Origin of the sequence: Paenibacillus polysaccharolyticus, assembly GCF_900102085.1 — a bacterium.
GTDB classification, from domain to species: domain Bacteria; phylum Bacillota; class Bacilli; order Paenibacillales; family Paenibacillaceae; genus Paenibacillus; species Paenibacillus polysaccharolyticus.
In genome coordinates, this window is record NZ_FMVM01000001.1 from 1 (window position 1) to 20267 (window position 20267).

General features: G+C 46.6%; 18 protein-coding genes and 1 other RNA gene. 3 read left to right on the top strand and 16 right to left on the bottom strand.

Annotated features, from left to right (window positions below; all coding sequences use genetic code 11):
• Window positions 1–84 precede the first annotated feature (84 nt).
• Together BLQ13_RS00005 and BLQ13_RS00010 are read right to left on the bottom strand one after the other, a co-directional pair.
• The gene (locus BLQ13_RS00005) at window positions 85–1644 is read right to left on the bottom strand and encodes an IS1182 family transposase (RefSeq protein ID WP_090914695.1); all 1560 of its coding nucleotides are present in this window, start codon (window positions 1642–1644) and stop codon (window positions 85–87) included.
• A 162-nt stretch (window positions 1645–1806) separates the two neighbouring features.
• Window positions 1807–2466: a TerC family protein gene (locus BLQ13_RS00010; RefSeq protein ID WP_090914697.1), complete on the bottom strand. Its 660-nt coding sequence runs from the start codon at window positions 2464–2466 to the stop codon at window positions 1807–1809.
• 87 nt (window positions 2467–2553) lie between these two features.
• Here BLQ13_RS00010 and BLQ13_RS00015 point away from each other — a divergent pair, with 87 nt between their 5' ends.
• Window positions 2554–3255, top strand: coding sequence for a TerC family protein (locus tag BLQ13_RS00015; protein WP_090914699.1), 702 nt, complete (start codon window positions 2554–2556; stop codon window positions 3253–3255).
• Window positions 3256–3428: 173 nt separating this feature from the next.
• On the opposite strand, the gene thiI is transcribed toward BLQ13_RS00015, so the two are convergent.
• From thiI to BLQ13_RS00045, 6 genes are all read right to left on the bottom strand, one after another.
• Window positions 3429–4670: a tRNA uracil 4-sulfurtransferase ThiI gene (gene thiI, locus BLQ13_RS00020; protein ID WP_090915618.1), complete on the bottom strand. Its 1242-nt coding sequence runs from the start codon at window positions 4668–4670 to the stop codon at window positions 3429–3431.
• A gap of 8 nt (window positions 4671–4678) precedes the next feature.
• On the bottom strand, window positions 4679–5827 hold the full coding sequence (locus BLQ13_RS00025) for a cysteine desulfurase family protein (protein ID WP_090914701.1): 1149 nt from the start codon (window positions 5825–5827) through the stop codon (window positions 4679–4681).
• A gap of 162 nt (window positions 5828–5989) precedes the next feature.
• Complete coding sequence (locus BLQ13_RS00030; protein ID WP_090914703.1) at window positions 5990–6736, bottom strand: lytic transglycosylase domain-containing protein; 747 nt, start codon at window positions 6734–6736, stop codon at window positions 5990–5992.
• Between the two features lie 224 nt (window positions 6737–6960).
• Window positions 6961–7380, bottom strand: a complete 420-nt coding sequence (locus BLQ13_RS00035; protein WP_420848873.1) for a hypothetical protein — start codon at window positions 7378–7380, stop codon at window positions 6961–6963.
• A 35-nt stretch (window positions 7381–7415) separates the two neighbouring features.
• Entirely contained in the window at window positions 7416–7634 is a 219-nt protein-coding gene (locus BLQ13_RS00040) for a DUF1540 domain-containing protein (RefSeq protein WP_090914705.1), read from the bottom strand.
• A 183-nt stretch (window positions 7635–7817) separates the two neighbouring features.
• Window positions 7818–8324, bottom strand: a complete 507-nt coding sequence (locus BLQ13_RS00045) for a YpuI family protein (protein WP_090914707.1) — start codon at window positions 8322–8324, stop codon at window positions 7818–7820.
• Between the two features lie 301 nt (window positions 8325–8625).
• Between BLQ13_RS00045 and BLQ13_RS00050 the strand changes: the two genes are divergently transcribed.
• Complete coding sequence (locus BLQ13_RS00050) at window positions 8626–10500, top strand: S8 family peptidase (RefSeq protein ID WP_090914710.1); 1875 nt, start codon at window positions 8626–8628, stop codon at window positions 10498–10500.
• A 173-nt stretch (window positions 10501–10673) separates the two neighbouring features.
• On the opposite strand, the gene BLQ13_RS00055 is transcribed toward BLQ13_RS00050, so the two are convergent.
• Both BLQ13_RS00055 and pdxR read right to left on the bottom strand, forming a co-directional pair.
• Window positions 10674–10928 carry a hypothetical protein gene (locus BLQ13_RS00055; RefSeq protein ID WP_244159157.1) on the bottom strand — a complete coding sequence of 85 codons (255 nt, stop codon included), beginning with the start codon at window positions 10926–10928 and terminating at the stop codon, window positions 10674–10676.
• Between the two features lie 85 nt (window positions 10929–11013).
• Window positions 11014–12534 (bottom strand): MocR-like pyridoxine biosynthesis transcription factor PdxR, encoded by a 1521-nt coding sequence (gene pdxR / locus BLQ13_RS00060; protein ID WP_090914712.1) that lies wholly within the window; start codon window positions 12532–12534, stop codon window positions 11014–11016.
• 111 nt (window positions 12535–12645) lie between these two features.
• Here pdxR and BLQ13_RS00065 point away from each other — a divergent pair, with 111 nt between their 5' ends.
• A complete protein-coding gene (locus BLQ13_RS00065) occupies window positions 12646–13875 on the top strand; it encodes an aminotransferase-like domain-containing protein (RefSeq protein WP_090914714.1) in 1230 nt (409 codons plus the stop codon).
• Between the two features lie 203 nt (window positions 13876–14078).
• On the opposite strand, the gene rnpB is transcribed toward BLQ13_RS00065, so the two are convergent.
• The 6 genes from rnpB to BLQ13_RS00095 form a co-directional block, all read right to left on the bottom strand.
• An RNA gene (rnpB, locus tag BLQ13_RS00070) (RNase P RNA component class A) lies at window positions 14079–14488 on the bottom strand.
• Window positions 14489–14570: 82 nt separating this feature from the next.
• Window positions 14571–15686 carry a Nif3-like dinuclear metal center hexameric protein gene (locus BLQ13_RS00075; protein ID WP_090914717.1) on the bottom strand — a complete coding sequence of 372 codons (1116 nt, stop codon included), beginning with the start codon at window positions 15684–15686 and terminating at the stop codon, window positions 14571–14573.
• Complete coding sequence (locus BLQ13_RS00080) at window positions 15662–16420, bottom strand: tRNA (adenine(22)-N(1))-methyltransferase (RefSeq protein WP_090914718.1); 759 nt, start codon at window positions 16418–16420, stop codon at window positions 15662–15664. The genes BLQ13_RS00075 and BLQ13_RS00080 overlap by 25 nt, the downstream gene beginning before the upstream one ends.
• 184 nt (window positions 16421–16604) lie before the next feature.
• Window positions 16605–17744 (bottom strand): RNA polymerase sigma factor RpoD, encoded by a 1140-nt coding sequence (rpoD, locus tag BLQ13_RS00085; RefSeq protein WP_090914720.1) that lies wholly within the window; start codon window positions 17742–17744, stop codon window positions 16605–16607.
• Between the two features lie 45 nt (window positions 17745–17789).
• The gene (gene dnaG / locus BLQ13_RS00090; protein WP_090915624.1) at window positions 17790–19610 is read right to left on the bottom strand and encodes a DNA primase; all 1821 of its coding nucleotides are present in this window, start codon (window positions 19608–19610) and stop codon (window positions 17790–17792) included.
• Between the two features lie 47 nt (window positions 19611–19657).
• Entirely contained in the window at window positions 19658–20125 is a 468-nt protein-coding gene (locus BLQ13_RS00095) for a YaiI/YqxD family protein (protein WP_373323246.1), read from the bottom strand.
• Window positions 20126–20267: the final 142 nt, after the last annotated feature.

Genomic DNA, 20267 nt, shown 5'->3' on the forward strand with positions numbered 1-20267 from the left:
AAAGGGGCTGTCTCAAAAGCCTTTAAAACGAACATCGGTGAAGAGAATGAACACCGATACGTCCGAACGAGACCAAGCAGGGGTTCATCCTGCTTGGTCTCGTTTACGTTTTTCCGCCATTGTCGCTTTTTTGAGCAGATTATGGGCAAGGCAAAGCCACCCGACCTCCAAGCTTACTTTTTGCAAGCCGCGAAGCAGGAATCTTCGGAATCCCCGATTGTTTTTCATGTGTCCAAACACGCTTTCAGGCTCGATCATGCGCTGAACGGAAAGACGATATCCTTCCTCGCTGCGCAGGCGTTCTCGCATCTCATTTTTTTGCCGCAGGTAGGTCAGGCTTATAGCAATTTCCCGATCTCCTTGCGCCTTGGTGCATGTCAATTTCATGGGGCACTGGCTACAATCTTCGCTCAGGTAATGACGGGTGCGAATCGGGTAGCCGCTCTCCGTCACTGTCCGACGTTCCACGCGAAAATGTAATGTCTGTCCAGCCGCACAGGTCCACGTATCTGACGTTTCGTTGTAACTCCAGTTGTCTACTTTATCCATAGCTCGCTGAAAAGCCCTTGTTTTTTCCTTGTGATATGTCCCGTACTTCACGATACCCTGAATGTTTTTTTCCTCCAGATAACTGTAATTTTCCTCACTACCATACCCCGCATCGGCAATGACGGTCTCCGGTCTTCGGCCTAGCATTTTTTCCAGATGATCCAGATGGGGTTTCAGGCATTTGGTATCCGTGGGCCGCTGGTGTACGCTGTAGCCCAAAACAAACTGATTTTCTGTTCCGATCTGTACATTGTATCCAGGCTTCAATTGACCATTCTGCATGTGATCTTCTTTCATTCGCATAAACGTCGCATCCGGGTCAGTTTTGCTGTAGCTGTTCCGCTCACCCGCAGTTTGAAGCTGATGCTCATATTTTTGCAGCCGAGGCAGCAAGTCCTTCCGCAACTGGCACACCGCTTTCTTCAGCGTTTTGTCCTTGGGTTTCTCGCTGAGTTTTTCTTCTAAGTGCTTTACGGCTTGCTCCAGCTTTTCCGCCGTGAGCGCCGAGGCTTCACCAAGTTCAGGCAGGTCGGCCCCAGTATGAGCGGTATCCTCTTCGTGTTCTGCCTCTTCGATGGCTTGAAACAGGGTATTTACTTTTTCTTGCAGCTTGGCCTGATGCTTGACGACAGCTTTTTTCCATACAAAGGTGTAGCGATTCGCACTCGCTTCAAGCTTGGTTCCGTCCAGAAAATAGTGATCTAATGACACATATTGTTCTTGAACCAGCAACTCCAAAACACGGGTAAACACGGTTTCCAGAACCTCTTTCATCCGCTCGGAACGAAAGCGATTGATGGTACGGAAGTCTGGCTGCTGTCGCCCGGCGAGCCACATGAACATGATATTTTCGCGAACCGCCTTGGCGATTTGCCGGGAAGAATAGATGCGCTGGGTGTAGGCGTAGATGATGATTTTAGTAAGCATTTTAGGATGATAGCTATGACGGCCACCACCAGGGTATGCGGCGGAGAAAATGGAGTCGCTAAGGCGATGAACTGCCTCGTTTACGACACGCACGAGGTGATTTTCGGGGATATCTGTCTCTAAATCCATTGGCAAGAAAAGTTGATCCATGGTATATTGAATGTACAAAGAAACCGTCTCCTTTTGTAAATGGTGGGTCGCACTTCCATTTTACCAAGGAACGGTTTCTTTTTGTTGCATAATTTTGGAGAATGGGACTATCCCAAGTTTTTTTACGACTTATGGGACAGCCCCCTCAAACAAAAAGCAAATTCCAACTCATGTTGACATCTAGGCATTTCGGCGAACGAATCTATGTGCCCCTCCCGCCGCTATAACCAGACAAGCTAACGCTGCTGGTAACATTGCATGAGCCTGTGCTGCCATTCCGCCCAGCCACTCCCCTAGCTTCGGGTCTCTCATCAACATTTCTCCTGCGGTAAACGCAAGTATTCCTGATCCCGCATACACCAGAATCGGAAAGCGTTTGAGCAGTTCCACAATGACACCACTACCCCATACTACAATAGGAATACTAATAGCAATCCCGATAACAATTAGAGCGAGGTCTCCATCCGCCAATGCAGCAATCGCTAATACATTATCCAGACTCATCACAAAATCAGCTACCAATATTGTCTGAATCGCTTTCCAGGTTGTGGATGCGTTACGGATATGTACCTCATCATTGTTTTGAAGCAGCAGCTTCAGCGCAATCCAGAACAATAACAACCCGCCTGCCGCCTGAATAAAAGGAATCCCCAGCAACAGTACAGCCGCGAAAGTAAGTATGCAACGTAGAAGTACTGCACCAAGTGCTCCCCACCATACTGCTTTTTTACGTTGAGCTGGAGGTAAATCTTTGCTCGCCATTGCAATGACAACCGCGTTATCTCCACTCAATACCAGATTGATCATTAAAATTTGTGTTAACAGCCATAGCGTATCCATCTCCTCATCCCCCCACTCTAACTTGTATGTGAAAGATGTACATGCTATTCTTAGTGTTTGAAGAATATATAAGGAGTGACATATCAAATGGAGCTACTTAGTCCAACATTCTGGCTGTCCTTGTTGAATGTTGTCTTTATTGATCTGATCCTGGCTGGCGATAATGCCATCGTCATTGGTCTTGCAGCCAGAAATCTCCATCCTTCCGTGCAAAAAAAGGCGATCCTGTTCGGCACAGGCGGTGCACTTCTCATTCGGATTGCAGCCACCGTCGTTGTATTATGGTTGCTCAAAGTGCCTTGGCTCTTACTCGCAGGAGGCCTACTCCTGGTCTGGATTGCCTATAAACTGCTGGCAGATCAGGGAGAGGAGCACAATGACATTCAAGCCGATACTTCCCTCTGGGCCGCTGTTCGTACAATCATCATTGCGGATGCAGCCATGGGACTAGACAATGTGATTGCCGTAGCGGGGGCTGCGCAACAACATCTGGTACTTGTTATCCTCGGATTGCTGATCAGTGTCCCGATTATCGTTTGGGGTAGCACCTTGTTCATCAAACTGATGAACCACTTTCCCTGGATTATCTATGTTGGCGCTATGGTACTAGGTTATACTGCTGCAAATATGATTACTGAAGAGAAACGGATTATGCCTTTTTTCACGGAGCATCCGGCAATCCGCATCCTGTTCATCGCTGTAGTGATTGGAGGTGTTGTTTTTCTTGGTTACCGTAAACGAACTACAAGTAAGAAAGCCCAAGCTAAACAGCAACGTTCCTACTCATAGACGAGCCAAGGAAATAGAGGCAATACAAGCAATACATTTACGAAATAACGTCTCACAAAAAGAACAGGACTAACCCCTTCTCACATAGGTTAGTCCTGTTCTTTTTGCGTTCTATTTACATTTCATTTGTTATGTCTACCTCTAATTCGGCATGCCCCAAATAACCACCACATTTAAAACCAGTCATCCTTCATTTCACTGTTCTCTGGCTGCCCCGTCAATACTGAAGCTTCCCCGGCATACAAAGTTATCGTTTCTGTCTGTTCTACCGCTTGATCCAGCCATTCCGGCAGATGGCTCATCGTTGCTTCGATTTTATCCACAATCCGCAGATTCGGATTGGTGGATGGTGATTTTGGAACAAACAATGTACAGCAATCTTCATAAGGCAGAATCGAGATATCATACGTTCCAATCTGTTTGGAAAGTGAAATAATCTCCTGCTTGTCCATCATGACCAGCGGTCTCAGCAGAGGCAGGTCCGTAGCGCGGCCGATGACATTCATGCTCGGAAGAGTTTGGCTTGCCACCTGACCCAGACTATCACCAGTAATCAGCGCGAGAGCACGTTCACGTTCTGCCAGCTTGGTGGCAATTCGTAGCATGGAACGCCGCATTAAGGTAATAATCAGATTATCTTGACCCAACTGGGTGAATGCGGTCTGAATCTCTGTAAATGGAACCAGGTGTAATTTGATCGAACCCGCGTGATCTGCAAGCGCGCGGGCAAGATCAATCACTTTTTCTTTGGCCCGCTGACTGGTAAAAGGATAACTATAAAAATGCACACACTCGACTTCGAGTCCCCGGCGCATAGATGACCATGCAGCTACGGGACTGTCTATCCCCCCCGATAAAAGAACCATCGCCTTGCCATTTGTTCCAAGCGGGAATCCACCTGCGGCAGGAATGACTTCACTGAAAATATACGTGCCTTGTTCGCGAATTTCTACACGTAACTCGATACCAGGGTCACGAACATCGACCTTTAACTGTTGAAATTTGCGCAGAATCGGTGAACCGACCAAATGATTTGTTTCATGAGAAGAATGCGGGAAGGCCTTCCACACTCGACGCGCGTTTACCTTGAAGGTCGTGACTTCACCGAATTCTTCAGCTCGTTCATCCATAAATGCAACCGCAGTTTGAACAATTTCGTCAATATCGGAAGGGGTTACTTTCACAGGACTGATGGACGCTACACCAAATACACGTTTGAGCACGGGAATAAGCTGTATGTGGGATTCACCACCAAGATCCACGTAGACTCGGCCATATTCTTTACGCAGACTTGCCCCTGGATAAGGCTTAAGAAGTGCCTTGACTTGAGTGATGATCGTTTTCTCAAATCGCGCACGATTTTTTCCTTTTAACATAAACTCTCCAAAACGGAGAAGTAGCATATCATAATTCAACATTTAATTTACATCCGCCTTTCGAGTGGCCGTAATTGTGCCACCATCTGATGCAGTGCCTTTTCCAGCATGGCTGCATCCTCTTCTGTATGTTCGTCACCGAAACTAATTCGCAATCCCCCAGCGGCACAGGCAACATCTCTTCCCATGGCAAGCAGCACCCGGCTTGGCTCAGCCGAACGCGAGGAGCATGCCGACTGGGTAGACACCGTACAGCCAAGTTGCTCCAGGGTATGCAAGGCTACTTCTGCTTTCATAGAAGGATAGGAAAAATGTACAATATGTGGCGCTCCGTCGTGCGTACTGTTGAGCTCGAGCTCCGGGATAGCAGCAATCGTCTTCATCACTCGGTCTCGAAGTATGCGAATTCGACTCGAAAAATCAATCTGCCTTTCTGTGGCGATCCGCATTGCCTTGGCCATACCCACAATCAGAGCCGTATTCTCTGTGCCTGCCCTGAGCCCATGCTCCTGTGAGCCACCGGATAGCAGTGGTATAAGCTCTACGCCACTTCTCACATAGAGGAGCCCGGCACCTTTCGGCCCACGGATTTTATGAGCGGACAAACTGTACAGATCCGCTTTCCATTTGGCTGGTGCAACGTGCACTTTTCCGAAACCTTGTACGCCATCTACATGAAAAAGGACCCGTGGCGCGTTTTTTTTGAGCAGATTACCAATCTCTTCTACCGGATGAATCGCACCCGTCTCATTGTTCACATGCATCAGACTAACAAGCACGGTGTCCGAACGAACAGCTTTTAGTACCTGCTCAGCAGTAACGACACCTCTTGAATCTACAGGGATAAAGGTTACATCCCATCCCCATTGCTGTAACTGCAACACACTCTCATACACAGACGCGTGCTCCGTTGCCGTAGTTATAATATGTTTTCCCCGTGAACTATACCGAAGTGCAGCCCCCTTGATCGCAAGATTATTACTCTCCGTTGCTCCGGATGTAAATACGATTTCATCTGCTTTTACACCGATTGCAGCAGCACAACCTGTCCGCGCTCGGCGTAGTAATTGATCTGCACGTTCACCGTATCCATGAATCGACGACGCATTTCCGAACTGTGTTTCCATAATTTCCGCCATTGTGCGAACCACATCTGGATATGGAGGAGTCGTAGCCGCATAATCAAAATATTTCAAAACAAGGTGCACCTTCCTTATTCGTTCGTTCATTAACCTATAGTGAGCATTGTACCACGATCTCCGTACAACACAAAAAAAAGACCAACTGAAAGTAGGCAATGAAGGCCTGCCTTTTAAGCTGGATCTCTTTGTTTGGGACATGCTCAGAAGATGTCCATTTTAGATCGAATATTTGGAACGAGCCCGTTCAACTTTGGTAATATAATTTTGCGTTTCCACAGGCAACAAATGGAGCATGCTCATCAGTTCATTATCATTGGTAACACCCAGTCTGGACAACCGACCTGGGCCAGCATTATAGGCTGCCAAAGCCATTTTCTCCTGCCCGCCAAAACGCTGAAGCTGAAGGGATAAATATTTGGTGCCTGCATCGATATTTTGACCCGGGTCGAAAGAGTCACTCACACCAAGTCCGGCTGCCGTACCATCCATTAATTGCATCAGCCCCTTCGCACCTGCCGAAGAGACAACATTCGGATTAAAACCCGATTCTGTATCGATGACCGCTTTGATTAAAGATTCAGGTACGCCGTACTTCGCACTGGCCTGTGAGATCAGTGATTCGAAATCCGTAGGCAAGGATTTGCCGGAATCAGCTTGTCCTGCATTATTCGAAGCAAGTAACGACTCCAGACTGCCCGCTCGCGAAGAACTTACTGTATTCAAATCTGGACTGTAAGTACTGCCAAGTTGCAACCACAACAAACCGTCATTGGATCGCTTAGAGGTCGAAATTTGATTTTCCGCATCGCTCAGACTACGATTATCCGCATTTAACAGTCCATCCATCATATTTGAAAAGTCAGTCGTCGAACCAGTTGGCACAGCTGATCCGTTCGTTTGATTATTGATATTGGACAATTGCAACTCCAATAATTGCCGCGAATTGCGTGGATCAATTTGCATGAGTTAACTCCACTCCCGTTTCATTCAAGCTATATGACTTTATTCTACATGGTTTTACAGACAGGTTCCATCATTTTCATAAAAAATAGCTGATTAGGCGTTAAAAATATGCGCAAATGTGAAAAAACCTTCTGATTCACCATAAGGAAGTGAATACAGAAGGCTTTTCTATTGTCCTGAGATCTGAGGATAACTCTCTCTTCCCATGAACAAATGTCCACTTTTTATCGAGCAAAAGGAATCATAAAAAAGTAACTCAACGTTGCAACGATACCCAATCCGATCGACCAGGCTCCTGCTGTTTTACGGCCATTCACATAAGCGAAATAGCCAAGCACGGCCGCTGCCGGACCAAGTACAATCGACCACATGAACAATGATGCGATACCAAAGGCAAGACCCATATAACCCGCAACACGGCCTGAAGATTCCATTACACGGTCTGCCTCATGTTTCTGCGGTACTGCATCTGAATGCACGCGGTCGCTCTCCCTGGTTCTTACGGTTGCTCGCGGCGTAATCTCCGCACCGTATTCCTCACGATATGCTTTTCTTGGATAATCCACACGCTGGCGCTGTTGTTGGCTCTGCGATTCTGTGTTGTAACGATCCAAATGTTCGTCATTGAAATCATCATTCTTCACGTGAAAGCACCTCCGTTAGTGGATTGGATGACTGCTTACTTGGGTCTGAATGTGTGACAGCATGTTGCTGAAGAGGTACGCGCATGATCATGATGATCGGAGTCAAAAGTCTCTCCGGCAAATTCCTCATGCAGACGACGGGTAGCGTGCTGGTCAATGTCAATCATGATAGCATCAGCCTGGCAAAAGTTGTTTTCTCCCCAGAAATGACAGTTGGAAACGCTGCATTTGACAATTGGTTTGTCATGGCTCATTTTTTATCACCTCGACATCTAATGTTCCCACGCGCCAAATCCGATATTCTTCGGCAAAATGCCAGATGATAACATGTATCAGGATACGTTTTTGTCTAAAGCCATTCAGGTCGAAACGAACGTTCCATCCTTACATCCAAACAAAAAAAACCGCCACAAGGGCGGTCTGTCTGTTACGAAATATTAGGCGTGGTTACGTTGGCTTTGCATACGACGCTGGGTCAGATAATCACTCTCGTAATAGGCCAAGTCGTCACGAAGTTCTTCATAAGTCTTGGAAATTTCCAAAATGACGTCGCGTACAGCCCGAATCGGCTTATCACGGAAACGGATGGCATCCTGACCTGTATAAGCATATCTTCCGTCCTCAGAGTAGCACTCATTTTTCGGATAGAAAAAGCTGTTCACACTTTGGTGATACGTATTATAAAGAGCCTTTTCGGCAAATTCGACATCAAAGTTGGCACGACGCAGCACAACGCCAAGTTTTTCGTAAGAAACTTCAGAAAAAACGAGCAAATGACGGAGATCTGAAAGGAAACCTTTGTAGAAGGCGGTTGACTCCTCCGTCTGGTTCTGATCCAGTTCAGGCAAAGCATTTTCATTCAAAAACTTTTCGATCCGATCGATCGCCGGTTTTAACTTTTCTCTGGTTGACTCACATGTTTTTTGTACATTGGCTGCTGACATAAAGGTAGCTCCCCCTTAAATAAGTCCTTACATTTTTACATCTAGGTAGGCCAAACCATGTTTGTTTCCTGACCTTTTGAATACTCAGATATAATCCTACCATAAAAAGTTGACGAGCGGTATCCCTTAATCGTGCTTTCCATTCCTGTCATGATATATGCTTCGGAACATGCAATGACTCGAAACTCTTTTGTATAAAAATATGTGCTTCTCCTAACGATAACTACATCCGTGACAACGACGATGCGTTCAAGCACGCCGTATAAGTCATTGTCCAAAATGAACGAGGAGGTTCTGTCTTATGTCCAGACCAAGGTGGATCAACTGGGCTCTCGCAGCAGGTGCGGGCGCCTTAGCGCTGACCTTACTGCTTCCAACATCCAACCGTACCGTACCCAAGCCAAGCGCTATGCAGGAGAATCCTCAGAAGGAACATGCAAGCAAGCAGCGTCTGAAAGTTCAGGATATCAAAGCCACCGATCTGCTGACCCGTGTAGATGCCAAACAGCACCTCGGTGTCATACTGGATAAAACGAACACGATGACAGATGCACAGGTTACCCGTTATATGAAAGATCTTCAAGATTCACACGGGCACATGCGGTCTATTCAATTAATGAATATGGATGACTCATCGAGTAAACGATTTGATCGTGCGTTCAAAGAAGGCAGTAAACTGGAGCAACAAAAATTATCTCATGCAATGAATTTGGCAAAAAAAGCGGTACACAAGCGTCAAAGCTTCGAGTCCTCTTCGTTTCCCCTTGGAAAAGAAAAATACTTTGTCATGGCACAACCCTCCAAGGATGGCAAACGAGCCATCATCGCTCTATTTAGTCAAAGTGTATTAAATGCCGTGGAAGAGCATCAGCGTAAAAATTTGCGGATGATTCCTTATCCACGTGAAGGGAAATTCAAAATCGAATCGGTTCATCCCGACACATTAAACGAAATCACGGTAAAAACCGGGCATGACAACGCCAATGCAAGCCATTTTTACGAAAATGAAATCGTCATTCGTTTCCGGCAAGATCCGAGTGAACGAGATATGCGCATCATTCGTTCTGACGTGAAGACGCAGTCTGCTCGCAAGCTCGGTTATACGTATGTTTTTCGGTCTGAAACGATGAATTATAAACAATTGCGAGATTATTTCGGAAGTAAATGGAATCCGCTGTATATGGAACCCCACTATATGTACTTAACCAATGAAACGGCCGCTGAACAACCGGATGTACCCATCCCTAACGATGTACTGTTCTCGGACTATCAGTGGAATCTGCCTGCCATTGAGACAAATCGCGGGTGGAATATTACGAAGGGCAACAAAGATGTTATCGTAGCCGTGGTAGATACAGGTGTTGATGTGAATCACCCGGATCTCAAAGGAAAATTGCTCGAGGGATACAATGTCGTGAATCCGGGCAACAAACCGCTCGATGATGTGGGTCATGGTACCCATGTTGCCGGTATCATCGGAGCGATTGTAAACAATAACGAAGGTGTAGCTGGCATGAGTTGGTACAATAAGGTGCTCCCTGTCAAAGTACTGGACAACTCGGGATCAGGTACAACGTATGCGGTTGCTGAGGGCATCATTTGGGCAGCCGATCATGGCGCCAAAGTCATTAATATGAGTCTTGGTAACTATGCGGACGCTCAATTTCTCCATGATGCTATTAAATACGCTTTTGACCGGGATATCGTACTTATCGCTGCAACCGGCAACGATAATACCGAGCGTCCAGGATATCCTGCTGCTTATCCCGAAGTTTTTGCGGTCTCTGCTACAGACCCGGATATGAATAAAGCCTCTTATTCCAACTATGGAGACTATGTGGATGTCATGGCTCCCGGATCAAGTATTGCCAGTACGTACCCGGACAATCAGTACGCTGCTCTGTCAGGCACATCCATGGCTAGTCCGCACGTCGCAGCACTTGCAGGATTAATTCGCTCGTTGAACCCGGATCTGACCAATACGGAGGTTATGGATCTGATGCGGCAAAGTGTAATTGATCTAGGGGAACCCGGCCATGATAAGTACTACGGTTATGGTCAGATCGATGTATACAAAGCGTTGCAAGCCGCATCGGGAAGCAGTGCTCCGTTACAGTTCTGGCCTCAGCATGTCAGACAGCAGATGGATAACACGATGAAAAAATATATCCAATAATATCTTATTGAATAACCTTAACTTCTGGGATAAGCGTTAATCTCCAGGTTATTCGGACATCAGAGTGGACTGTGTACGTTTTTCTGGTCGATTATACCAAAACAAAAGCAGCTGCGCCCCGGGGCGTATGCTGCTCTTTGGTTTGATTCTTTTTCCCGGGGCGTTAACTGCGATTAGCGCTTGCGAGAAGTCGAGCGGGCTTTGCTAGATTTTTTCACGGATTTTTTCTTATGGCTGGATACATACATTGGACCTTCTTCTCTGATAACAACGGGGTACATATGATGAGGTATTGGAACACAGTGGTGTTGCTTCACAACTTCAATCGGGTGGATTACAGGTACGATCTGTGGAATGTAATAATCCTGAACAACCTGAATCGGGTCACATACAATCGGTGAAACCTCTGGACAACAATGGTTCATCATTTCAAACCAACTCCCTTTCAAGTGATACTATAACCTATTGCAGTGAACCCGATGTGGTATGGATGGATGTCCATATTCTTAAAAATTAAATGAGCGGTAGCCTGTCCGCCGTTGCCCCAGCTTGTTGTGATGAGACCCTCTCAATGACAGTACACAGAATTCGAAGCCCTTGCTTCAGCGCTTCACTACTCGTCACAGTGAAACATATTCGTAAACTCGTTGTGTCACTTTCCGCAACATAACAGGCTGAACCAGGCAGAAAAGACACGCCAGCAGCGAGGGACTGCCGATGCAGTTCATGCATATCCATATTCCCCTGCAATTCGAGCCATAAATTAAGCCCTCCCTCAGGAAGACGCCACTGCATCTCGTTCGTTGCATACTGCTCGAGCACCTCTGAGGCGACACATAAGCGCGAGTAGAGTTCTTCTCGAAGCTGATGAACGTAAGTGTCATACTGTTCCTGAATATAAGCCTGAAGTGCTTTCTGTGTTAATAACGGACTCCCCAGATCGGCCGTAGACTTCGCGGCCACAAGGCGGGTAAGCACACTTCCATCGGCTATAGCACAAGCTACACGGCAACCGGGGGAGAGTACTTTGCTGAAACTTTTAATGTAAACCACATGCCCCGCACTATCCATGGACTTAATCGAAGCCGGTGGCGGCTCACGAAAGTATAAATCTGCAAACGGATCATCTTCCAGAATGAGGCAGTGATAACTTTGTGCGATATTTAGCAATTGGGCCCGTCTTTGAGTACTCATCGTCACACCTGTCGGATTGTGATATGTAGGGATCGTATAGATTAACTTGGGCGGATATGTATCACACAAGCGGGTAAGCAGATCGATACGCATACCTTCATTGTCCATAGGAACGGTAATGATTTTGGCTCCTCGACTCGTGAACACATCTATAGCCCCTGTATACGTTGGTGCCTCCATATATACGACATCTCCAGGACCGATAAATGTACGAGCTACCAGATCAATCCCCTGCTGTGCTCCGCTTGTAATTAACATTCTTTCGGGCGTAACTTGCAGTCCGCGAGAAGCAAAATGTGTTGCAAAAGTCTGTCTTAGTTCCCAATCCCCCTGAAATGATCCATAGGCCGCCATGCGCTCTGCATGATCTGAGGACAAGTGATAGGCGCTATTGATAATATCACGCGTAGGTAATAACTCAGGCTGAATCGCTGACATATGCAGTTCATATCGGACTTGAGGGGATGCGTCAAAATGTCTCCACAGTTGTGCTCTGGGTAAATAATCTACCAGTGTCATCTGCCAGTTTAACGAAACACCGGAGTCGCTGGTGCTCATTTTGCTATGGGCAGCTGCTTCTCTGGACATTTGATCGGAAGGCTCTGTTCCCCTTACATAACAGCCTTTTCCCTGAGAGCAACGAACGAGTTGTATAGCCTCCAGTTCCGCATATGCTTTAGTTACAGTTACCAAACTAACGCCTAAATCAGCGGTCATCTTACGAACAGATGGCAACCTCGTTCCCGGTTCAATCAAACCTGAGCGGATACGATCTGCAATGGTCAGAGCAATCTGCATATATAATTTGGTACTGCTTCCCCTTTTAAGCTCAATATGCATGTCTGCTCATCCCCCTAACTGTTATGATCGTTGTTTTACTGTTATAGTGCGCTACGTCTAATATAGTTTATAATATCAGTATAACAGTGAATAACAGGAGATGAGAATAATATGAGTACACCTTGGTCTAAAATGGCACAAAACACCCCGTCCTCTGTCGTTCGCGACATGTTGCAGGCTGCTCAGGCACCTGGAATGATATCACTTGCTGGTGGATTGCCAGCACAGACTTCATTTCCACTGGAAGCTATACGCCTGGCGTATGAAAAAGTATTTATGAGCGGATCAGCCGCTCTTCAATATGCTGAAACGGAAGGTTACCGTCCTCTTCGTGTCAAAATCGCCGAGCGTCTGGAATCGAAAGGACTTCCGGCCTCACCTGATCATATGCTTTTGACTACTGGATCACAGCAATCAATTGATCTCATCTGCCGAATCCTTTTAGATCCCGGTGATCGCGTGCTCGTGGAATCACCCACTTATCTAGCCGCCTTGCAAGTCATTCAATCCTATCAAGGAGTATCTCATGGAGTCGCTTGTGATGATCACGGCATGTTGCCTGAATCACTCGAGGAACAGCTTCAGTTGCATCGTCCTAAACTCGTCTACATTAACCCTACGTTCTCCAATCCGACAGGAAAAGTTTGGTCACGGGAAAGAAGACAACAAGCCGTAGATTTGTGCCGTAAATATAGTGTACTTATTCTGGAAGATGACCCTTACGGCGAAATCCGCTTTAACCCGGAACAGCTGGACGTACCCGCTCTAGCTGCACTCGATGCCGCTTCCTATGAAGGACCATCTAACGTGATTTACACCAGTACCTTTTCCAAAACAGTAGCCCCAGGTCTTCGTACAGGCTGGATTCTGGCTGCACCCGACATTGTCAAAATCGCTGCTCGGGCCAAGCAAGGCGCAGATTTGCATTCGAGTAGCATTGATCAGCGGGCACTCCATGCCTTGCTTGAGACCTTTGATTTGGATGGCCACATTCGCCACATCTCTCAGGACTATGAAGAGCGCATGAAAAAACTAACCACACTCATGGCTTCTAAATCCTGGGATGGCATTACATGGAACTCCCCACAAGGCGGAATGTTCCTATGGCTACAATTACCTGAAGGTATGCTCGCCAGCAATCTATTTACTTATGGCATTCAGGAAAAAGTGTGCATCGTGCCTGGAGATTCCTTCTATGCCGGCACGCCAGAGCTTAACCGGATGCGTATCAACTTTACTCATACTGACCCTGAACTTCTTCCTGAGGCCGTGGAGCGAATGGATCGCGCGATTCAGCGCTGGCATGCTTCCAATCAATCAGACCATGTCGTTACCATGTAACTGATCGGTAAAACATGAAAACTGTAATCATCTGTAATTGATCACCATAACAGTTGACCGCTTATTCCATGTATGGGATAGGCGGTTTTCTTAAAAACAAAAAAATAAGGCGGCAAATTCGTTAATCCGAATCTGCTGCCTTATTTTATATAACCTGTCCCGTCGTGAACAGAACATTTCATTTTAAAAGTTGTTGTTGCAGTTAGGAAAGCTTACCGTAAGCCGGGTTCTGTGCTCTTCGTGGTTCAAACGGGAACTACCCTCCCACCAGAAGCGACAATCATCTATCTAGGCCATGCATTGCTACACAGCTCAAGCGACCAACCTAGACACACCTCGGGCTAAGGCTGTCTCCTCCAAAGAGGCGACCGTGTCCCATTAGGTCTTGCTCCAGATGGGGTTTACCAGGAACGAAGTCACCAGCGTTCCTCGGGGTCTCTTACACCTCGGTTCCATCCTTGCCTGTGCCGGGAAACCCGGCCATCGGCGGTCCATTTCTGTGGCACTATCCTTCAACTCGCGCTGACTGGACGTTATCCAGCATCCTGCCCTGTGGAGCCCGGACTTTCCTCTCGTGGCAACAAAGGCCACCAGCGATTGTCTGTCAAGCTTTCCGAACAACATTACATAGTATACAGGCATTTGCTGTCCCACACAAGCTAAATATTAATGGAAATCAGGCTACATGCTCTCTTTTACAAGAAACGAAATACTTCAGTATCCACCTCAGATGCAGTGACCTGTGTCTCGTATCGCTGATCCGCTAGTCGGCCACGAAGCCAATCTGCTGTTTTCGGTTTCATGATCTTCTCCGTGTTATGACCCGGATCAATAATGCATATCCCTGCCATTAACGCGTCATGTGCCGTGTGGTAATCAATATCTCCGGTTACAATGACATCCGCACCCTTGAAACGTGCAGTGAGCACATAACGGCTACCCGAGCCGCCTAGCACAGCCGCTTTCTTGATTCTTTTGTTCAAATCGCCGACAACGCGCACATGAGGCACATTTAATTGGGCTTTCACGACCTCTACCAGCTCGCCAAGTGTTTTAGATTCCCGAAGAGGACCAAGACGTCCTAGGCCAAGTGTACGCCCTTTTAAATCCATTGCATAAAGGTCATATGCCACTTCTTCATAGGGATGCGCTTTTAACATCGCCTGAATGACCTTACCGCGCAAACTTTGAGGTACAACCGTTTCAATCCGCATTTCTTCCACACGTTCCATCTGTCCCTGTGATCCGATAAAAGGCTGACTCCCTTCACCAGGTACAAATGTGCCTGTTCCTTCGGTGCTAAAACTGCATTTATTATATTGACCGATACTACCTGCTCCAGCTTCCAAAATCGCCTGCAGTACCTGCTCATGATGCGTCCTAGGCACAAATACCGCCAGCTTGTACAACTGATCTGTGTGCACATCCTCGAGTGCTTCCTTGCTCTCAATGCCAAGCGCCTCAGCCATCCAGTCATTGATACCACCTTCAGCCACGTCGAGATTCGTGTGACTGATGTAAACCGCGATATCATGCTTGATCAGCTTTTCATACAATTTGCCCATAGGCGTATCGGTGCTGAGTGATTTTACGGGACGGAAAATAATCGCATGATGGGCAATAATCAGATTGGCTCCGATCCGAATCGCTTCATCCACAACCTCATTCGTGACATCCAGCGCTACAAGCACATGGGTAATGTCCTTTTGCAGACTTCCCAGCTGCAAGCCAATACGGTCGTCGGGTACTGCCAGATGTTTAGGAGCAAGTTGCTCCATAAATTGAATTACGGTTTGACCTTTGGCAAACATGCCAATACCTCCTTCAAACTCATGATAAGCTGTTCCACCTCTGCTGCTTTGTCCCTGGAAGAATCCTGATCGGACTTGGAGATGGACTGTACCACACTCTGTAATTTAAGTATCTCACTTTCCCATTTGGCAAAAAATACGTCTGTTGCACGGTCCACCAAGTACGGCCCCATACGCAGTAGCAAATCTTCAGTTAACTCCACGTCACCCTGTAACGGGCGAGCACGATATACCTCTTCATTCGTGATTGGGCTGCTCCCTTGCGGCATTGCGGTAATAATTTCATAAATCTTGCCATCCTCTTCAAGAAGTTGCTCAGCCACGACAACCCAATGATGCTGAAGTAGCCAGCGTCGCAAAATATCCTCGCCTACATTGGGTTGCAGAATCAGAAGCTGCACACCTTCCAGTTTGGAGATTCCCCGGTCTAAAATGGAGGCGATCAGTGCGCCGCCCATGCCAGCAATGGTAATTACATCAACCTCTCCAGAAGTAATGACATCGAGACCATCTCCACGACGTACCGTGATTTGCGATTGAAGTCCGGCATCACTGACCTGTTTAGAAGCCGCATCATAAGGACCCGGATTGACTTCCCCAGCTATTGCACTCACCGCTTGTCCACTACGGATTGCAGCGACGGGTAGTAAAGCATGGTCTGATCCAATATCCGCCAGCCGACTACCTTCAGGAATTTGGTCATGTATTTGTTGTAATCGATTCGAAAGTTTCATGGGGCACCTACACCATTCATTTAATTTATTGATTTGCATTGCGTAAAGAAAAGCGATAAAATAAAATCCAATCAAACATTTCAAGGATGAATTTCCAAAAGAAAGAAATCTAACCGTTCAAATTAAAACGAAAGGAGACCCCGCCGCCGCCAAAGCGTCTCGCAGAAAGTCTCCCACAGTTTAATTATTCGAGGAAATCCTTAAGTCGTTTGCTTCGACTCGGGTGACGCAATTTACGAAGAGCCTTGGCTTCAATCTGACGAATACGCTCACGAGTAACACCAAAAACTTTACCAACTTCTTCAAGTGTTCTCGTACGTCCATCGTCCAGACCAAAACGCAGACGAAGAACATTTTCTTCACGCTCCGTCAATGTGTCCAGAACATCTTCTAGTTGCTCTTTCAAAAGCTCATAGGCAGCAGCATCTGCTGGAGCCAATGCTTCCTGGTCCTCGATGAAATCACCCAGATGGGAATCGTCTTCTTCACCAATTGGTGTTTCCAAGGAAACCGGTTCTTGAGCAATTTTTGTAATCTCACGCACTTTTTCTACGCTTAGATCCATCTCCGCAGCGATTTCTTCAGGAGTCGGTTCGCGTCCAAGTTCTTGCAATAGTTGACGGGATACCCGAATCAGCTTATTAATTGTTTCTACCATGTGCACAGGGATACGGATCGTACGTGCTTGGTCAGCAATTGCACGTGTAATCGCCTGACGAATCCACCATGTCGCATACGTACTGAACTTATAACCCTTTTTATGGTCAAACTTCTCTACCGCTTTAATCAGACCCATGTTACCTTCCTGAATCAGATCAAGGAACAGCATTCCGCGTCCTACATAACGTTTCGCAATACTTACAACGAGACGAAGGTTCGCTTCAGCCAGACGGCGCTTCGCTTCTTCATCCCCGTTTTCGATCCGTTTTGCGAGTTGCACCTCGTCATCAGCTGACAACAAAGGTACACGTCCGATCTCCTTCAGGTACATCCGTACAGGGTCATTAATTTTGATTCCAGGTGGCAAGCTCAGATCATCGTCAAAGTGGAACTCATCGTCGCCATCTCTGCCGCCATTTTCGGAATCCTCGCTAGGACGAAGGGTTACCTCTTCATCATTTTCGTTAACAACATCAATACCGAGGTCACTGAGTTGTTCGTAAAACTCATCCATTTGTTCTGCATCCTGCTCAAACGGAGAAAGTTTCTCAATAATTTCCTTATAGTTGAGTGAAGCTCTTTTCTTGCCTGATTCAATCAATTGATCTTTAACCTGATCCAGTGTCAATTCTGTTTCTAGTTCAGTATGCTGATCATTCGCCATAACTCGACTCCCTCCTCCCTAGAAACATCCAAGTCATCCAGACGTTCACTGTCTCTCTAGGGCAATCATCTCAAGTGCAATTTGTGCCGCGCGTACAGAATCACCTGCCCGCTCTGCAGCAATCATTTCTTCCTTTTTTAAATCGTACTGTTTTTTGCGCGGATACTTCAACACTTCCCTGATGCAATCATCGAGCACTTGGACGCTCCATTCACCCGGGCCATCCATCATCGAGATTGAACTGACCGTCTTTTCCAGACGATCATCATGCAACGAAGACATAAAACGACTTGTATCCGGCGGTTTGCCCTGTGCATAATAGGCATATAGATAAGCAGCAATTGCTGCATGATCATCCAAGTTAAAAGCTTCGCCAAGATGTTCATTTACATACTGAGCCGCTTCATCATCCTGTAACATCCAGGCAATCAGTTTGCGCTCAGCAGCATGGTATGCCGGCAACAGATTGGGTGTAGGCACCTGCCTATTTTGTTGCCTACCATTATTCCACCTTTTCGGGTTATTATCCCCATAATCCTCGTTATTTTTCATCGCTTCCCGTTCCTCGTTACATTCTTGCTTCAATGTTTCGAAAGAAACATCGACTTCAGCAGCAAGTTCACGAAGATACACTTCACGCTCTGTTGGTGAGGACAAGGGAGCAATCAATTTCACTGCTTCTTTGGAATAAGCGATTTGTCCGCCGCCTTCTAGCAGTATATGGTTTTTCTTGAGGTTTATAAGCTTAAATTTTGTAGTTGTTACGGCGCCATCAACAATCTGGTTACGGAATCGTTCACCGCCGTGCTTGCGAATAAAATCATCTGGATCAAGTCCCTCAGGAATGAGTGCCACCTTAACCTGCAATCCAGCCTCCTCCAAAATAGGGAAGTTTTTCATTGCGGCAGCCTGTCCGGCTCGGTCGCCGTCATAACAGAGGATAACCTCATCACACATGCCCTTGATCATTAAAGCCTGATTCTCCGTAAGCGCCGTTCCCATGGCTGCGACACCATTCTGAACGTCCTGATCCCACGCGGAGATCACATCACCGTAGCCTTCAAACAAAATGACCTGTCTCTGTTTCCGTATTGCATTTTTAGCTTGGTGCAGATTGTAGAGAACACGGCCTTTGTTGAACAACCTGGTTTCTGGCGAGTTCAAATATTTCGGCTGTCCATCCCCCAAGATCCGCCCTGCAAATGCAATCGGCTTGCCACTTCTACCATGGATCGGAAACATGATTCGATCTCTGAACTTGTCCACATATCCGTGACCTTCACTTCGTTCTGACAAAAGTCCGCCTCGTTCCATCTCATCGAGTGGATAAGTGCGCTTCTCCAGAAATTGTACGAGCGTGTCCCAACGATTTGGCGCATAACCAATCTGGAACTGATCAATCAATTTGTCACCAATACCTCGCGAGCGTAAATATTCCATGGCCACTTTGCCATGCTCTGTATTTTTCAACAGAAAATGATACAGCTTCGAGGTAAGCTCATAAGCTTCCAGCAGACGTGCCGTCTCCGGATTTACATGAGCAGATTCACGACCCTGCCAGTCACCCATGGAGATATGACTTTCTTCTGCCATCGTTTTGACAGCCTCGGGAAAGGATAACCCTTCGATTTCCATCCTAAATTTGATGGCATTTCCGCCCGTGCCGCAACCGTAGCAATAGAAAATCTGTTTCTCAGGTGTAACGGTGAACGAAGGCGTCTTCTCGGAATGAAAAGGGCAGAGGCCTTTCATATATTTCCCCTGCTTGGTCAGATGCACAAATCGGCTTACCGTATCGACGATATCATGCTGTTGCAATACCGATTCAATAATACTTTCGGGTATTCCGCCTTGTCCGGTACTCATCTCGGCCACCTTCATCTCTTCTAACACGTAAATATAATTCGATAAACTTACACATTCTCCTGCAAATCTTTCAAAAGTTTTGTCAGTTTATGTTGAAAAATTTCTCGATCCTGCTCTGTAAAGGGTTTTGGGCCTTTCCCATAATGCCCTCTGCGCCTAGCTTTGGCCGCAGTATGGCGGGAATCGAGCATAAAATCAATATCTCGATCGTTAAATTCTCGGCCTCTAAAAGATAAAACATAACAACGTTTGCCAAGAGCCAGCGCCGCGAGTCCATAATCCTGCGTAATAACCACATCATATGGCTTAATATGATTCGCGATGTACAGATCTGCGCTCTGATCACTACGATCCACTTGCACGGTTCGTACACCTTCCCCCCCTTGCAACAAATGATCAAAGGAAGAAACAAGTAATACAGGAACCTGAAAGAGACGTGCAGTGTTAGCGATCTCCGTCTTGACCGGGCAAGCATCTCCATCAACTACGATGTGACGTATATTCAATTCACTCAAACCTATACCACCCGGTTTCATAAAATATCTGCATATTGTAATATACGACCTCAGTCATTGAAAATCCTTCTGAGTCTAATGGAGAAAAAACAGAGGCTAAAAATACGGAGCGGTTGTCCAAATCATTGAGCAACCCGTTCCG